General features: G+C 54.3%; 12 protein-coding genes. 3 read left to right on the forward strand and 9 right to left on the reverse strand.

The window, feature by feature from the left end:
- The first annotated feature begins 77 nt into the window (after window positions 1–77).
- A complete protein-coding gene (locus tag ACFQI7_RS17640) occupies window positions 78–677 on the forward strand; it encodes a helix-turn-helix domain-containing protein (protein WP_218098145.1) in 600 nt (199 codons plus the stop codon).
- An 80-nt stretch (window positions 678–757) separates the two neighbouring features.
- Here ACFQI7_RS17640 and ACFQI7_RS17645 read toward each other — a convergent pair whose 3' ends face one another.
- From ACFQI7_RS17645 to ACFQI7_RS17670, 6 genes are all read right to left on the reverse strand, one after another.
- The gene (locus ACFQI7_RS17645; protein WP_218098146.1) at window positions 758–2,107 is read right to left on the reverse strand and encodes an ABC transporter substrate-binding protein; all 1,350 of its coding nucleotides are present in this window, start codon (window positions 2,105–2,107) and stop codon (window positions 758–760) included.
- Between the two features lie 239 nt (window positions 2,108–2,346).
- Window positions 2,347–3,054, reverse strand: coding sequence for a response regulator transcription factor (locus ACFQI7_RS17650; RefSeq protein WP_218098147.1), 708 nt, complete (start codon window positions 3,052–3,054; stop codon window positions 2,347–2,349).
- Entirely contained in the window at window positions 3,051–5,204 is a 2,154-nt protein-coding gene (locus tag ACFQI7_RS17655; RefSeq protein WP_230414779.1) for an ATP-binding protein, read from the reverse strand. Before ACFQI7_RS17655 ends, ACFQI7_RS17650 begins: the two co-directional genes overlap by 4 nt.
- Before the next feature lie 7 nt (window positions 5,205–5,211).
- Window positions 5,212–6,150: an N-acetylmuramoyl-L-alanine amidase family protein gene (locus ACFQI7_RS17660; protein ID WP_230414780.1), complete on the reverse strand. Its 939-nt coding sequence runs from the start codon at window positions 6,148–6,150 to the stop codon at window positions 5,212–5,214.
- A 224-nt stretch (window positions 6,151–6,374) separates the two neighbouring features.
- Window positions 6,375–7,748 (reverse strand): MATE family efflux transporter, encoded by a 1,374-nt coding sequence (locus tag ACFQI7_RS17665; RefSeq protein WP_230414782.1) that lies wholly within the window; start codon window positions 7,746–7,748, stop codon window positions 6,375–6,377.
- 156 nt (window positions 7,749–7,904) lie between these two features.
- Complete coding sequence (locus ACFQI7_RS17670; RefSeq protein ID WP_218098150.1) at window positions 7,905–9,818, reverse strand: DUF2334 domain-containing protein; 1,914 nt, start codon at window positions 9,816–9,818, stop codon at window positions 7,905–7,907.
- A gap of 207 nt (window positions 9,819–10,025) precedes the next feature.
- Here ACFQI7_RS17670 and ACFQI7_RS17675 point away from each other — a divergent pair, with 207 nt between their 5' ends.
- Window positions 10,026–11,327 carry an arsenic transporter gene (locus tag ACFQI7_RS17675; RefSeq protein WP_218098151.1) on the forward strand — a complete coding sequence of 434 codons (1,302 nt, stop codon included), beginning with the start codon at window positions 10,026–10,028 and terminating at the stop codon, window positions 11,325–11,327.
- A gap of 52 nt (window positions 11,328–11,379) precedes the next feature.
- Entirely contained in the window at window positions 11,380–12,933 is a 1,554-nt protein-coding gene (locus ACFQI7_RS17680) for an ATP-binding protein (protein WP_218098152.1), read from the forward strand.
- A 120-nt stretch (window positions 12,934–13,053) separates the two neighbouring features.
- Here ACFQI7_RS17680 and ACFQI7_RS17685 read toward each other — a convergent pair whose 3' ends face one another.
- The 3 genes from ACFQI7_RS17685 to ACFQI7_RS17695 form a co-directional block, all read right to left on the reverse strand.
- Window positions 13,054–13,344 carry a hypothetical protein gene (locus ACFQI7_RS17685; RefSeq protein ID WP_218098153.1) on the reverse strand — a complete coding sequence of 97 codons (291 nt, stop codon included), beginning with the start codon at window positions 13,342–13,344 and terminating at the stop codon, window positions 13,054–13,056.
- A gap of 146 nt (window positions 13,345–13,490) precedes the next feature.
- On the reverse strand, window positions 13,491–15,386 hold the full coding sequence (locus ACFQI7_RS17690; protein WP_218098154.1) for a PrkA family serine protein kinase: 1,896 nt from the start codon (window positions 15,384–15,386) through the stop codon (window positions 13,491–13,493).
- Window positions 15,387–15,894: 508 nt separating this feature from the next.
- Entirely contained in the window at window positions 15,895–17,295 is a 1,401-nt protein-coding gene (locus ACFQI7_RS17695; RefSeq protein WP_218098155.1) for a sn-glycerol-1-phosphate dehydrogenase, read from the reverse strand.
- Between the last annotated feature and the right edge of the window lies 1 nt (window position 17,296).

Here is a 17,296-nt window from a genome sequence, read left to right on the forward strand (position 1 = left end):
TCCGCTCACGGATTTGCTAATCTCCCTGCATTGTTTTATTATCATTTTGTATAACATATCGAAAACGGGGGAGATTTATGAACGAAAAAGCCAATCTTATCCTGCACCCTGTTCGTATGCGAATCATTCAGGCCATGATCGGCAAACGGCGCAACACGCAGCAGCTGCAGGAATGGCTGCCGGATATTCCCCAGGCTACGTTGTACCGCCAATTGCAGAAGCTCGTTCAGGCCGGCATTTTGCACGTCGTCGAGCAAAAGCGGGTGCGCGGCGCGATTGAAAAAACGTATGCGCTTGCCGAGCGCGGCAATGAATTGACGCAAGAAGAATTGGCGTCGTTTGATTCGAACGATCATATCCGTTACTTTATGATGTTTATGGCACAGCTGCTCGGTGAATTCGGCGATTATGCCGAGCAAGAGCCGGTCGATATGGCACGCGACGGCGCTGGCTACCGTCAAGTTGCCCTCTACTTGAGCGAGGCCGAATGGAAGCAAATGGCTGCGGAGTTTTCGGCCGCGGTCGTCAAGCATTTGTCCAACGAGCCTGCTCCCGACAGAAGGCGCTACAGTCTCACGACCGTGCTGATCCCGGGCCGAAAAACGGATAGTTCCCCGGAACAATCCTCCATACCGGAATCCGGAATCCGTTCGCAGGCAAGCACCGACAGACCATAAGCCGACATAGCATCATGGATATCAATACTACGCGTAAACCCCCTTTCTCCGATGAGAGGAAGGGGGTTCTTCGGCTTAACCTACTTTTTCATATTCGCTTTCTTCTGCTCTACGGCTTTCGCCATCTCCTCGGACGCATCTCTCAGCGCCGTATTGATGTCTACTTTATCCAAGGTAACGCGGTCGAATACTTTCTCGATCGACTTCTTGAGTTCGTTCGGATTCGCTCCGATCAACGATTTATCCCGCTTCGGAGGCGCTGCGGCCGGTTTGTATTTGTACACCGCGCCGATGTTTTTCCCTTTCAGCTGCGGTACGTCTTGACCGATCGATTTGAAGATGTCGCTCGTATTCTTCAGCGAAGGGACCAGTCCGAGCGTTTTGGCCATATCCAGCTGAATTTCGTCGGACAGCATGTAAGAAATGATGGCAAACGAAATATCTTTGTGCTTGTTCGTTTGGGAAATGTACCAGTAGTACGCGCCCGGTTGCGCGCTGACGTTAGGCGCTTCCTTAAACGTCGGGATCGTGACCATATCCCAGTTCAGCTCTTCCGGAAACTCCAAGTAACGGGTTAACTGGTTTACTTGCATCGCTACGTTCATATTTTTCTGGAACGTAGTATATTCTTCGGTTTGCGAGCGCTTCTTCGGATCGCGGTTGTTGTTTTCAATTTGGTAAAAACGTCCCAAATTATCTATCAGCACTTTCCACCGCTCGGAGTTGTATATTTGATCGGCTTTCGGATCCAAATACGGAATCGAAAGCTGGTTGTCGCGAAGAATGGCCCCGATAAAGGAGCTGAAGCCGCGATAAGCTTGGCCTCCGTCCACGCGTGTCATCTTTTTGGCGAGTTCGTACGTGTCATCCCAAGTCATGCCGTCCTTCGGATAAGGTACACCGAATTTATCGAAAAGGCCTTTGTTGTAGAACATCACCTGTACCTGGGAAGACGGCATCGGCAGGCCATATAGTGCGCCGTCGGGATTCGTATTGCGAATGCTATCGATATGAACGGGGTCAAAGCGGCCCAGATCGTAATTGTTTTTCTTCACTAGATCGGACATGTCATAGGCGAGGCCCGTATCGATCAGGAATCCGTCGATATCGGATAAATTGCCGTACATAATGTCCGGATTTTTGCCGGATGCCACCAGATCGGCGATCCCGGTTCCGGTTCCGCGCGGGATGAATTCAATGGTTACGTTCGGGAATTTCTTCTTGATTCGATCGCCGTACAGCTTGTTGAAGTACTCCTGATTGTCTGCGAATTGGGAAACGAACGTCAGCGTGACGGCTTCATTGTAGTTAACTTCCTGTGTTTTTGCTGCCGCATCTCCCGTTTTCTTCTCCCCGCTGCTCGCGCATCCGGCAAGGACAGATGCCATTAGTGCCGCGGCCAGCAAACCGGCTGAAACTTTTGTAGTCAAAATGATGAGCCTCCCTTTTTATGTATACGCTTACACCAATAATTATACTCGGAATGCTCAATGTAAATCGATGTCGAATACTCAGCATTATTTGTCTAAAGCTACTTTGTATAAGTAATAAATCGACGCGAAGCGGCATAATCCGCTCGGGCTCGCTTGAATAAAAATACCCTCCAAAAGAACGGCGCTTCGATGAAAACGCCTTTCCTTTGGAGGGGCATGTCGTTTGCCGGCTCGAATTATTGCGGGCTCGTCTTTACAAATTTGTAACCTACCCCGTGCACATTGATAATATAAACGGGATTGGACGGATCGGGCTCGATTTTTTTCCGCAAATTGCTGACATGTACAATAATGGTGCGCGTATCGTTGAAGCACTCCTGGCCCCATATTTCCTTAAACAGCTGCTCATGGGTGAACGTTTGATCCGGACGGGAAGCCAGATAGCACAGCAAGTCGAACTCTTTGCGCGATAGCGAAATTTCATGACCGTTCAACTTGACGACGCGGCTCAAGCGATCGATCTGGATGGCGCCCGCCATCAGCTTCAAAGGCTGCGCGTCCGTTTCTCCGCCGGCCAAATGCGGTCGGCGCAAATTGGCCCGAACCCGCGCCATTAGCTCGTTCGGACTAAAAGGCTTCGTAATGTAATCGTCGCCTCCCATGTTCAGTCCGGTAATTTTATCGTTCTCGTCCTTCCTGCAGCTCAAAAACAATATCGGCGCCGAGGACGTCGTGCGAATGTCGCGGCATACGTCAAAACCGTCTTTCCCCGGAAGCAGCACGTCGAGTATTGCCAAATCCGGCAGTTCCGCTCTGGCCAATCGAACGGCATCCTCACCGTTATCCGCCAAGACGACCTCATAATCGTTTTTTTCCAAATACAATCGAATCACTTCCCGAATCTCGGGATCATCCTCTGCTACTAAAATTTTTTGCGCCGTCATCTACCGTCACCTACCGTCTGATATATACCTGCTTTCGAAACTGCTTGCTTTGTTTGCGTCGGGATCGTGAAACAGATGACGGTTCCGCATTGTTCCTCGGTTCGATCCACCCAAATCCGCCCGCCGTGATACTCTACGATTTCTTTCGAAATAGAGAGGCCGAGCCCCTTCCCTCCGCCCGAATCATTCCGCGCTTTGTTGCTTGTATAGAAGCGATCGAATACATAAGGCAAATCTTCGGGCCGAATGCCTGACCCGGAATCGCTGACGCTAACCAGCATTTCGCTTCCGTTGTCGTGCATCTCGACGGCGATCGAGCCTCCCGAAGGCGTAAATTTGATCGCATTGAAAATAAGGTTCGAATAAGCCTGATGCAGCCGCTCCGCGTCCACTTCGACCGAAGAAAATTGTTCGTCTTTCTCCCCGTTCCTGAACACTGTGAGCGTGTACGCAATCCCCGCTCCCCTCGCATCCAGCTCGTAACGGGCGAACAGCCGCTCGATCAACAGATCCGTGGTCACAGGCTCTTTCTTAAAAGCGACTTGCCTCGCCTCCAGCTGGGACAGTTGAAACAAATCTTCAATCAGCCTGTCCATCCCGACCACCTTGCTGTGGATGACGCGAAGATAGCGCTCCCGCTGTTCTTCGGTATCGACCATTCGATCGAGAATCGCCTCGATGTAGCACTGAATCGCCGTCATCGGGGTACCCAGATCATGCGAAATGTTGCTCAACAGATGGCTGCGCGACGTTTCCATCCGGGACAGCTCGTCGTTCGACCATTTTAGCGCCTTGTTCGCCTGCTCCAAATCGTACGTACGCTCGATGATTTTTTCGTTCAATCCGTTGTTGAGCTCGGTAAGCTCCGTCGACAGCTTTTCCACGCTGACAAAAGCGCGCGACAGCTTGATGGACAGCATAGCTGCCTGGGAGAAAATGAAGATCAGCAGGCCGAACGCCGACATCCGGTCCGTAGTGGCGACCAGTTGATGCGCATAGAGCATATCGTTGACGATCGAGGTACCGAGCACAAGGCAGGATATGAGCAGAATGCCGCTGCCTTCCCGTTTGCGGATGCAAGCGAACACGGCGATGCTCATCACATATACGATCGCCGCAACTACGACCAGCTGCAGCGAGACAAGCGCCTGCGTAAAAATCAAGGTAGGCAGCACCGCAATCACGATGGAATATCCGACGGTTACTATGCAAAAGGCGGCGTTCATGAACCGGGCGCTCTCTTCGGGATACAGGCTGGAAAAAAACAAAATAAACAGCGGAAGACTCAAGGCGGCGCTCAAATATTCCAAATTAATCTCCAGCGTCCAGTTGAAGCCGGGAATCGCTTTCGTAATGACGATTTCGCCAAGCAGCGTCATACGAATGCTAAACAGCAAACAGAACAAGCCGAAATACAGCATCGACCATTCTTTTGTTCTGACGGCAAATAAACCCAGATGATACAAACCCATGATGAGCAGGCAGCCGATGAGGAGCATATCGAAACCGACGGCCATTTCCTTCGCGCGTATAATGTCTTTAGCGGTGCCGAGCTCGATCGGCTGCCGAAGCCCTCCCCGCTGATGGCTGAAATTAGCGACCTCGATAACGATATCCATCGCGGAATGAAGCGTAGGCGCTACCGCAACTTCCGGAGCAAACTGCGGGACTGCGCTTTCTTCGGTTGTCCCGAGCAGTCCGGCGGAGGCGATCGCTTTACCGTTAACCCACAGCTTGTAGGAGGTGCTCACAGCTGGCACGCGCAGCGCTAGCACGTCCTCTCCCTCGGGCAACATAATCTTCAACCGGTAAGTAGCGTAGCCTTCGCCGGAGAGCGGGACTCCATCCACTACGGTACCGTTCCAGGAACCGGGAACTTTGATCGTTTGCGCCGGCAGCTGCGATTGCTCGCTAGCCTGGTCTGCCTCCGATTGCTGCAGCTGCTGCCAAGAAAAGGACCATTCACCGTTCAAGGGCAACGTTCCGTCCTTCTGCCAATTCCAGTCGGAAAGATCTATGATCCCGTTTTCCGCTCGAGGATACGCCTTGTCCGGCCAAAAGACGCGTTCGGCTGCGAACACGATCGTACCCAGCGCTAGCAGCAGCAGCAGCGCAATGGAGAAACGCTTGTATACTCTCTCGTTCAACAAAACATGTTTAAAGCTCCCCCGCCTCAACATACTGCATAATTCCCTTCACGATTCCGCTCGCCAGCTTATTTTGGTAGTCCGGGTCGGATAACAGCGCATCTTCTTCCGGGTTGGTCATAAAGCCGAGCTCGACCAGCACAACCGGAACTTCAGACCAGTTAAAGCCGGATAAATCGCTTCGTTCCGATAATCCTCTGCCCGTCGAGCCGGTCACTTCTTTGAGGCCGTTCAAAATCGCAGCCGCTGCCGCTTTGCTCGACTCCGCGATCGGGCGCGCCGAAGCAACGGAAGCGGACGGGTACAGTACGGAGAAGCCTTTCGTCTTCGGAGAAGCGTCGCCGTCGGCATGAATCCGGATCGAAAGCGCGGCCCCGGCCTCATTGGCCATCTTCGCCCGCTCCTTATTGCTGATATCGACGTCATGGCTGTCTCTGGTCATGCGTACCTCGTACCCTTGCCGAATCAGTTGTTCCTTTAAAAGTTCGGATACTTCGAGGTTAAGAACATATTCCGGCTTCCGGGTATGCACGCCCACCGTTCCGGAAGTCACCTTCGGCTTCGTCGCCCGGCTATCCGGCCCAACCGGTTCGGGCTCGTTATTGCCCTTGCGCTGATGGCCCGGATCGATGACAATAAGCAAGGCTGCCCTCGCGGGCGTTACCGACTCAGGAGCAGGTGTCTCGACAAGCGACTCCTCGGCTGGAGCTGCCGCAGACACAGGCGGCGCCTCTTGTCCCGGGACGGGTGACGGTGCTACCGCTTCCGGTTCCGGCTGAGTCCGGCTCTGCTGCGGTACGTCCGGCAGCTTGCCGGCGGGCGGAGGAAGATCGTACAGCAGCAAATAGAACAACAGCGCGGCCGCCGCAACGGCAAAAACCGTGCTGTACAGCTTGATCATCCGCTGCGGAGAGCGTTTCCCTTGGCCGGGCACTTCGTCTTGTTCCAAGCCTGCCTCCTCCTTTCAAATCGAGACTTTACATGCAGCCAAGCAGCCCCTGGCATGAACCTGCCGACACAATTCGCCTAATCTTGATAAAAAACTTTTACTCGAAGCCTATAAAATATGTTGTTTATTCGCCGACTCCTCAGAAAATTCCTGCTTTTTCGCTATGAAAAACCCCCTTTTCGCCTATAGACATTTGAGGCGATTGCCAAGGGGGTTACAGACCGTCATATATGGCTGTTGCCGGCCGCCTGCTTTGCGCGCACGCCAGCCCAATCGGTGCGGTAAAAGCGAATGCAAACGGCAAGCGCAAAGAAGGTAAGAAAGGCGTACAGTGAAATCCAGGCTCCGATGCTGCCAAGATCGAAGACGAAAATCAGCACATAGGCGAACGGAATAAACATCAGCCAGTTAAGCGCAAGCGATACCTTCAGCAAAAAGGTCGTATCGCCCAGCCCGCGCAAGCCCCCGGCATAGTAGTTCAGCAAGCCGTCGAACAGCTGCAAAAAGGCCGAGATCATGATCAGTTCGCCCGCTAAAGTAAACACGGCCGGATCGCTTGTATACCAGCGAGCCACCCCTTCGGCGAACAAAAATTCAATCAGCCCCAGCACCAGCAGAAACAAACTGCCTAAGACGGCGACATCGGTGCCCATGCGCCGCCCCTTGTATGGGTCGCCGCGCCCGATCTCCTGGCCGACCAATATCGTCGCCGTAGCGCCGAAAGCAAAGGCCGGCATGAACCCGAACGCCATGACATTCAGCGCGATCTCGTTCGCTGCCAGCGCATGCGTGCCAAGCCTGGTTACAAACATCGTAAATACAAACATCGCCATGCTCATCGCAAGCTCCTGGATGCCCAGTTTACCGCTTTCCGTCGCAATCAGCTTCGCTTCTTTCCGGTCGATCGCGATACGGCGGCGAGTATCGTAACGCCCGTGCAGCCGGAAAAAGTAAACGTACGCGCTGCCTAGCAAGCTGAGCGCCTCGCCGATCAATACGGCCATGCCCGCTCCCGGCAGCCCGAGCTCGGGAAAACCGAGCTTTCCGTAGGTAAGCGCATATGTAAAAAAAATCATCGCGGCGTTCGCCACGACGGACATCGCCATCGGCGTGCGCGTATCGCCTATTCCCCGGAAGAAGCCGTGGAACACGAAGCTGAGCGTAAAACACGCTACGGCGAACAGCCGGTAGCGAAGATAAGCGGTTCCTGCGCCGACGAGCTCCTCGGAGCCGCCCATCAGTTCCAAAATCAGCTTCGGTGCGAGCCAACCTGCGATTACGGCGGCCATTGCGGCCATCGCCCCGACAAAGAGTGCGACATAGGTGCGCCTGACGGCCTGATCCATCTCCCCGGCGCCGTAATTTTGCGCAACCAAATAATTGACGGAATGGCCGAAGCCGGAACAAAGCGCCCACGCGTTATACGCAATAATATTCGAAACGCCGACAACGGCGATGACGAGCGCGCCCATCGGTCCCACCATGATCAAATTGATCGTGCCCGTTACCGTTCCGGACGCGAAGGAGATGACGGATGGCAGCGCAAGCGTGAGAATCAGCTTCCAGTGCCTGGTTTGCTCCCGGAGTATATGTATCACAACGAAACCGTCCTTTCTATACGATCCTGCAGTGTTTGCTGCAGTGCTTCTCCATTGTGCCTTATCCCGTTCCCGCGCACAATAAGAAAAACGATTTACTTGTCCAAACGCACACGAAAGCCCGGTTCCAAACGACCGGGCTTCCATCTAACCGTATTATTTTAGATGAACAAAAGATAAGGCCGTATCCAAATATCCGTCTTTATGATTCGTGAGGCCGAGATCGCTCTTTCCGTTTCCGTCAAAATCGGCGATCGCCAGCTCCGCATCGGCCCCCGGTTGTCCCCATGGACCAAAGGTCGAGATCTGCCTCCACTGCCCTTCGCCTCCGCGCAAATAGACCGTATACCGCATTGTTGCCGGATCGAACCGAATCGCATCCTCCAGGCCGTCGCCGTTATAATCGCCGAACTTGAGCAAACCTGCTTCATTCGGCAATCCGGTATCCGTTCGGCCAAAGCTCCACTCCAGCGAGACCGGGTCCGGTCGAAGCTGGATTCCAGAGGAAGCCCTGTTCCTCGCGATAAAGATCGTTCCGTCCTGGCGCGGCTGCAATTCGCTCTTGAGCGCATTTCGGAACCGGTAGGGCTTCAGCGGTTGTACTTCGCCTTGTCGAATCCGCCAGCCATACAGCTCCAGCTTGTCAAGGGACAGTCCCGCCACCACCATATCGCCATTCGGCTGGCGAAGCATGTACAACCGGCTCCAGCGGCTCGCGTCGATCTTCCAACTACCGGATTTCACGAATCGGCTGCCGTCCGAAGCATAACGCTCCAGCTTGCCGCTTGCGTTAGCCATCCATAAGGTGCACGGACCGGTATCATCGCGGCCGCTGACCGCTGCTGCCGATCCTTTCACGTAATCGATGCGCCCCCATTCCGTCGGAACCGGCGATTCTTCATTGCGCAGTCCCCGATACCGTCCCTCCGTGACATAAATGACGCCGCTTTTCGCATCAAGGTGAATCATATCGAGCTGGCCGTCGCCGTTCGCGTCCCCGAGCAGCGGATAGCCTTTTTCCCGAGCACCGCCGGAGACAGCCGGCAGCTTGATGCTGTTCGCCGGAGTGAACGGTACGTAATCCTGGATGGAGTAAAACGCGTATCCCTTCGCTTTCAGTCCCGCAACCAGCTTGTGCAGCAAGCTTTTTCCCGAGCTTGCATACCGGTACTCCGGTATGCCGTCTCGCAGTACAGGCTCCCCGTCCGAGTCCGTCACTTTCTCCATATATTTGAATTCCAAGAACGGATGAAAGAAAAACGAGGTGACCATTCCGGTTTTCCCCATGCGGTCCAGGATCATCTTCTCGTCCTTGTTGGACGGAATGTAGTCAAGCGGCGTAGGAACATAGGCGGCGCCGAGCGTCGATGCGCCGTAACCGTTATTGCGGCCGCCCGCATACTGGGCAGCGGGGGCGTTCCGGTTCGCCTGCACATCCGCTTGATAATGGAGCCCGAAGTAGGATCGGAACATCCGATCCTGCTCCGCCGTCGTGTGATAGTGCGGCGCCTCCCAGAACTGGGGCTTCAAGCCGATATTCGTGAAAATTGCAAGCCCTTCCTTGACACGGCGTTCCGCAAACTCGGCTTTCTTCGTTTCTTTCAAGCCATCCACATTAAACTCATTGCCGATGCCGGATTCCTGGTGTCCGTCGTCGCGCCGCACGTCGCCCACCTGATGTGTATATCCGTGCATGCCAAGCGTTGCCCCTCCATCGACGGCCTCGTGCAGCACCCGGCGAAACGACGCCGCGTAGGGATTATCCGGATCGTCGAGACGTACATCGTAACGCGGGCCGTCTTTCGGTATATCGATCCATCTGGGAATAACCGCCAAATGGTAATTCGCTTGTTCATCCTGAAGATATTCAAGCACAGCCCTCAGCTTGCCAAGCTGTTCAAGGGAACCATATTGCCCGCCCGGACCGATATCTTCCAGCCGCATCATGGCGAACTTGGGCACCCGCCCTTCCCCTTCCACCGTCATGATCATATAAACGGTGAGAAGCACGCTGACCGCCAACGCCGAAAGCGTATAGCGCAGCCATTTTTGTTTTCGAATCCGTTTCACTCCGTCGTCGAGCTCCCCTCAAGCTGCCACATAAAAGCGCTTACAAAAATATATACAATAATTTTAGCAGAATTTCGACAAACCGAATATGATTTATTTTTTACATATTTATTAAACTCATTTTATTATTACTTTTCTCATTTACGCGCAAATCGCCGGGCTGATATAATGGAATGAATGTCTTTTTATCATGTCCGGAGGCGCATCATGGTTTCTATCCTTTCTATCGCTCTTTTTCTCATCACGATTACGCTTGTCATCTGGCAGCCCTTCGGACTCAGCGTCGCCTGGCCCGCCGTGCTTGGAGCCGCCGCTGCGCTAATGTCAGGCGTCGTAACCTGGACGGACGTGATATCGGTTACCGGCATCGTCTGGAATGCGACGCTTACGTTCGTTGCGCTCATCGTCATTTCGCTGCTGCTCGACGAGCTCGGCTTTTTCGAATGGTCCGCCCTGCATATGGTCCGCCTGGCGGGAGGACACGGCGTAAGGCTGTACATCTTCACGATATTGCTGGGTGCGCTCGTATCTTGCTTCTTCGCCAACGACGGAGCCGCGCTCATTTTGACGCCCATCGTGCTTGCGCAAGTACGGGCGCTGAAGCTGCCCGCTCCGATGGTGATCGCTTTTGTCATGGCCAGCGGTTTCATTGCCGACACCACATCCATACCGCTGATCATCAGCAACCTGGTCAATATCGTATCCGCCGATTTTTTCCACATCTCGTTTACGGAGTATGCATCCGTCATGCTGCTTCCGAACGCGTTCTCCCTGCTAGCCAGCCTGGGGGTGCTGTACTGGTATTACCGCAAGCACATTCCAGCCGGCTACGATCTGTCGCTTGCAAGCCCCCCGGCTTCCGCGATTAAAAATATGTTTATGTTCCGCATGGCCTGGCTTGTCCTACTGCTCTTGCTTCTCGGTTACTTGTTCAGCGAGGCGCTGCGGGTTCCGGTCTGCCTGATTGCCGGGATCGCCGCGCTGCTGCTTGCTTTGTTCGCGCATCGAAGCGGTATAATGAACGTACGGCGGGTGCTCAAAGAGGCGCCGTGGTCAATCGTACTGTTTTCCATCGGGATGTACGTAGTCGTTTACGGTTTGAAAAATACGGGATTCACCGAGTGGCTGTCCGCCGGGATTGACGCGTTCTCGCAATATGGCGTGCTTGCCGCCACCATGGGGATGGGATTGCTGTCGGCCGTGCTGTCCTCCGTCATGAACAACCTCCCTTCCGTCATGATCGGCGCTCTGGCCATCGACGAAACGATTACGCAAGGCACGATTCGGGAGACATTGATATACGCCAACGTCATCGGCTGCGACCTCGGGCCGAAGATGACCCCGATCGGATCGCTTGCAACGTTGATCTGGCTACATATTTTGTCACGCAAAGGCGTACGCATCGGCTGGGGCTCGTATTTCAAAACCGGCATCGTTTTGACGGTGCCGCCCCTCCTAATTACCCTGCTTGGACTCTACCTCAGGCAAACATTAATTCTGTTAGAATAGCGGCATCCATGATATAATGAAGCGAATGCGGACAGGCAGGTGATTTCAAAATATGCAAAAAATTCCAGTTATCCGCGATAAAAAAAGTTCCGACATCAAGATCATTCCCGCGGACGAAGTGGTTAAAATCGAATGCATCAGGGATAAAGAATATATCATCCACACGGTTTCGGATAAATATTATTGGGCGAATTCCACGGAAGCGATCGAAGAGCTCCTCTATGAAGAAGGCTTTCGGCTCATCGACCAGATGAATGTTGTCAATATGAACCATGTCACCGAGTACGACCCGCGCAAAGGCGTCGTCGTGCTCCGCTCGGACGGCACTTCCCGGTACAAAACCGCTTCCGCCGCGTGGATTCACGGAGAACATATCGTCAATGTGATGCATTTGCTCAATAAGATGAAAAACCTGGATTACGGCGTATCCGAAAACGATGAGGACGACGATATTTTCGAAACGATCCTTGCGCAGGAGGAAGATCATCGGTTCGCCCGTTCGTACGCCATGATCAAAGCGCTTTACGAGAAGAAGAAAGCCGAGCTACTGCTCGAGGAAAGCGAATTCAGATACAAATCGTTGTTCCAGCATAACCCGGATCCGATATGCTCGCTGAATTTGAACGGATCGATCACCAGCGTCAATCCCGCCATGTTTTTCGTCATGGGCTACTCCGAGAAAGACCTTCTTCAGAAGACGATCGAAGGCATGATCCTGCCGGAGCACCGCGGCCTATGGTCCAAGAAATTCGCCGAAACGGTCAAAGGCGGCACACCTCATTACGAAATCACGTTCATCAGCAAAGACGGCCGTGCCGTAGAGCTGAGCGTCAAAAATTTTCCGATTTTCGTCGGCAAGCAGATTGCCGGCGTGTATATGATCGGGCAGGACATCAGCGAACGCAAGCGGGCGGAAGAAATGATTCTCCGTTCCGAGAAGCTGTCTGTCGTCGGACAAATGGCCGCAGGCGTCGCACATGAAATCCGCAACCCGCTCACATCGCTCAAAGGATTTGTTCAATTGATGCAGTCGAAAGTCAGCGGCTTCGACAGTTATTTTAGCATTATGCTGGAAGAACTCGACCGGATCAATTTTATCGTCAGCGAATTTCTGGTCATCGCCAAACCGCAATCCGTCCGGTTCCAGCAAAAAGATGCGCCGTCCATACTGCATAATACGATTATGCTGACCGGATCGCAGGCCCTTATTCATAATGTGGATATATTGACGGAAACCGACCCCGACTTGCCTGAAATCAATTGCGATGAAAATCAGATCAAGCAAGTTTTCATCAATATATTGAATAACTCGATCGAATCGATGCCGGACGGCGGACAAATCTTGATCGAGATGCGGAAGACCGATGAAGGCCATCTGCTGATGCGGTTTACCGACCAAGGCTGCGGTATTCCGGAGGACCGCATTCCCAGGCTCGGAGAACCGTTCTATACGACCAAAGAAAAAGGAACGGGCCTCGGCCTCATGGTGACGTACAAAATTATCGAGAACCATGGGGGAAAAATGAAAATTTTAAGCGAAATCGGCAAAGGGACAACGGTGGAAATCATCATACCGCCTGCGCGTGACGGCCTGAACGAAGATTAAACGCTTGCTAGATATGCCATTGTTCAAACTGCAATGCTTCGCAACGTGCTCTAATAAACAGCCTTTCGGTCCGAATAACGGATCGAAAGGCTGTTCTGCTTCGTGCAATGCCACCGCAAATCAATATACGGAGTAAGGCGAATAAGGATAGCCATACGGGTAAGGATACGGTGTACCCGCCGCATACGGATAGCCGTACGGATAAGGATACGGCGTAGGAATCGGAACAGGAAGAATAACCGGAGGGTACCACCCGTGTCCGTGCCAATGTCCGTAGCCGTGCCCGTGCTCGTGCCAGTGCCCATAGGGCGGTCTCAGTTCGGGTCGGGAATCGAATGGAAAGGAAACGCCGGATTCTCCCGCCTGCCCGCTAATTTGCTGCTCGCTCCATGCTTGCTGTTGTACCGTCATCGCAAACCCTCGCTTCTTCTTGATGAATGATCGATACAACAGTATATGTGCGCATGCCCATTAGGTGATTGCCTACAAGCAGGAGAAACAAAAAATCCCTTCCGCCCGGCGACAAGCGGACGGAGAGGGCTGATGCCGGCAAAAGGTCATCGGTTCAGTAAGCTGCCTACATAGCGCAGCAGTTCGTTGGCCGATGCGGTCGTATATCCATGCTCTTCCACCAGCCGTTTGATGACCTCGTTGATGCGTTTCAGCTGATTTTCATCCGGCGTCTTGGTGGACGTCGTAATTTTCACGATATCTTTCAGGTCGGTGAACAGCTTCTTCTCGATCGCTTCGCGCAGCCGTTCGTGGCTGCTGTAATCAAACCGCTTGCTCTTGCGCGAATACGAGGACATCCGGATTAATATTTCCTCGCGGAACGCTTTTTTCGCATTTTCCGAGATGCCGATCTGTTCCTCGATGGACCGCATCAGCCTTTCATCCGGGTCCATCTCTTCTCCGGTCAGCGGGTCCTTGATTTTTTGCCAATTGCAGTACGCCTCAATGTTATCCAAATAATTGTTGAACAGCGTCTTCGCCGACTCGTCGAACGAGTATACAAACGCCTTCTGCACTTCTTTCTTGGCCAGCTCGTCGTACTCCTTGCGCGCGATGGAGATGAAGTTGAGATACCGCTCCCGCTCCTCCTTTGTAATGGACGGGTGTTGATCCAGTCCGTCCTTGAGCGCACGAAGCACATCGAGCGCATTGATGAATTCGAGATCCTGGCGGATCAGGGCGCTGGATATCCGGTTGATGACATAGCGGGGATCGATGCCGGTCATCCCTTCTTCCAAATATTCGTTCTGCATTTCCTTCAGATCGGCTTCCTTGTAGCCTTCCACTTCCTCGCCGTCGTACATGCGCATTTTTTTGACCAAATCCATGCCCTGCTTCTTCGATTCCTTGAGGCGGGTCAGGATGGAAAAGATCGCCGCCGCGCGCAGACTGTGCGGAGCAATATGTACATGCTTCATATCGCTTTGGCGAATGAGCTTTTCGTAAATCTTTTCTTCCTGCGACACTTTCAGGTTGTAAGGAATCGGCATGACGATCATCCGCGACTGCAGCGCTTCGTTCTTTTTGTTGGCAATGAACGATTTGTACTCCGACTCGTTCGTATGTGCGATAATCAGCTCGTCGGCGCTGATCAGTGCGAATCGTCCGGCCTTGAAGTTGCCTTCCTGCGTTAGCGAAAGCAAGTTCCATAGAAACTTCTCGTCGCACTTCAGCATCTCCTGGAATTCCATCAGTCCGCGGTTCGCTTTGTTCAGCTCGCCGTCGAAACGATAAGCGCGCGGATCCGATTCCGAACCGTACTGTGTAATCGTCGAGAAGTCGATGCTTCCCGTCAAATCGGCAATATCTTGCGATTTCGGATCGGACGGGCTGAACGTCCCGATCCCGACGCGGTTATCTTCGGAGATCAGCACCCTTTCGACCAATACGTCTTCAATCCGGCCGCTATATTCTTCTCTTAACCGGATTTGGCAGGACGGGCATAAGTTGCCTTCGATCTTGACCCCGAGTTCTTGCTCCACTTCCGGCCGCAGCTCGCTCGGAATCAAATGCAGCGGCTCTTCGTGCATCGGACATCCTTTGATGGCAAAAACCGCTCCGTTATCCGTACGGGAATATTGCTCAAGACCGCGTTTGAGGATTGTAACGATGGTCGATTTGCCCCCGCTGACCGGTCCCATCAGAAGAAGGATCCGCTTGCGCACATCCAAACGGCGCGCCGCCGAATGAAAATATTCCTCTACCAGCTTTTCAATCGCCAGGTCGAGTCCAAATATTTCCTTCTCGAAAAAATTGTATTTACGACGACCGCTTTCCTCAACAATGCCTTGGGAGGCGATCATCTCGTACACCCGAGCGTGTGCCGTCATTGCCAGGCGCGGATTGTCGCGGAGCTTCTGAATATATTCGGCGAAGGTCCCGGTCCAGGCCAGCCTTTCGGTTTCCGTGCGGTAATCGGCGATTTTCTTAAACAAGTTCATGGATTCTACCTCCTTAGGGTTTTGCGGAGCAAAACCGGCTTCATCAGGTTTGGCTTTGGTTTTGCGGGGCAAAACCGGCTTCGTCAGGGCGCCTTGCCCGCAAGCAAGCGGTCCACGTGCTTCTGGATAGCCGCTGCAACGCCGATGATGCTTCATTCGAATGCGGACTGTTGTAAGAAGTTCTGCGCTGGCCGATAGCGGCTTTGACACCATTCTGCGCTGTCTGGCATGACGGCTTGCGATGCGTGGAACGCCAGAACGGCGATTCCACGGCAAATCGGGCTTCGTGGGAGACCTGATACCATTAGAACGCCTTAAGTCATCGGAATCATCTTCTTTTCAATGCGAAGTGTATTAAATACCTATGCGGCAAGACGGAGTAAGTTGACCGAAATTTTTAGACAAATAAAAAAAGCTTCGGAACGAAGCTTGGAATGAAGCGCAAAAACCCGCCATTACCGATCGGGAATCGATGATAATGGCGGGTTTGGCTGTGGACGACGCGGGTCTACAGCCACTCGTGCAAGCGCATGATTGTATAACGGTTGCGCACATACTTGGCATAGCGCAAGCTTTCATCGACTAGCTGCGGTTCCACGCCCAGCTGGTCGGCGGTGACTGGACCGCCTGCAGCGGCAAGAAGATCCGCCAGCCGCTCCGGCGCCGGGACGCTGCGGCAGATCGCCTGCACCGCGTCCCAACGGCTGCCGAGCCGCTCCGCGAGCTGCCGCTGCAGCGCCGTCCGGCGCGCGGGATCGAGCTCCGCGGCGTTCTCCTCGAACGCCTGGGTGGCGATGGCGCCGTAGCCCGCGGCAATCGCCGCGCGGGCGGAGTCCGGCGCGGAGTACCCCGGGTCGGCGAGCCGCTGCCGAATCGACTGCCGGACCGCTTCGGCGCCCCGCGAAGCGGCTTCGCGATATAGTGCCGCCATCTTGACGGCGGCGACGCCGACTTTGGCCCCGTGCAGCAGCGCGCGGCGGCCGGCCTGAAGGAACTTCATCTCCCAGTAGTGAGACAAGTGATGTTCGCCGCCGGACGCCGGGCGCGAATGTCCTACGATGAGCATGGAGATGCCGGATAGCAGCAGCCCTTCCATCAGCTTCCTCAGCCCTTTTTCCGTGCCCGCGGCAATTTCCTCCGTATGCCGGATGCACAGCTCGAGCCCTTGCCGGGTCATTTCCGCGGCAAGCTCGCACAGCGGCTCGTCGAGCAGTACGCGTCCGAGCTCCCAGTCGGCCAGAGACGTGTACTTGCCGAGCATGTCGCCGAAACCTGCGGCGACCATCGGACGCGGTGCTGTCGCAAGTACGGCCAGGTCGCCGAAGATGGCTTCCGGCGAGCAGGCCGGAATCGTCTGCTTGAAGCCGCCGAGAATGAGCGGCGCGCCAACCGAAGCGAAGCCGTCGACGGATGGCGCCGTCGGCACGCTCAGAAAAACGCGGCCGCTCCGATGGGCCGCGAAGCGCACAATATCGTGGAGCGTGCCCGCGCCCACGGCAACGATCGCCTGCGTGGCGGGCGTCACGTGCAGCAGCAGCTGCACGACGGCGCGCTCATCCGCGGCGAGCTCCCCGTGCTCGTCGTCGGCGAGCACGCACAGCTGTGCCTGGAGCTGAGCCTCCTCGCACAGCGCCAGGAGCTTCCGGCCGGCGGCTTCCGCCGTGCGCCGGTCGCTGACGAGCAGCAGGTTGCGAAGCCCTCGCTCCTGTGCATAAGCCGGCAGCGCGGCCATCGCTCCGCGCTCCAGCACGACTTTGCGCAGCGGCACCTGATGCTGCTGCCCGCAGCTGCCGCAGGTGAAGCTGCGGCCCAGCCATGGCTCGATCCGATGCGCTTGCTTCAACTGATTTTCGCTGATGCTTATATCATGTTCATTAGGTTCTTTATCGCTTTGCTGTTGTTCATTCATC

It is taken from the genome of Paenibacillus allorhizosphaerae (assembly GCF_042659105.1).
Classification (GTDB): domain Bacteria; phylum Bacillota; class Bacilli; order Paenibacillales; family NBRC-103111; genus Paenibacillus_G; species Paenibacillus_G allorhizosphaerae.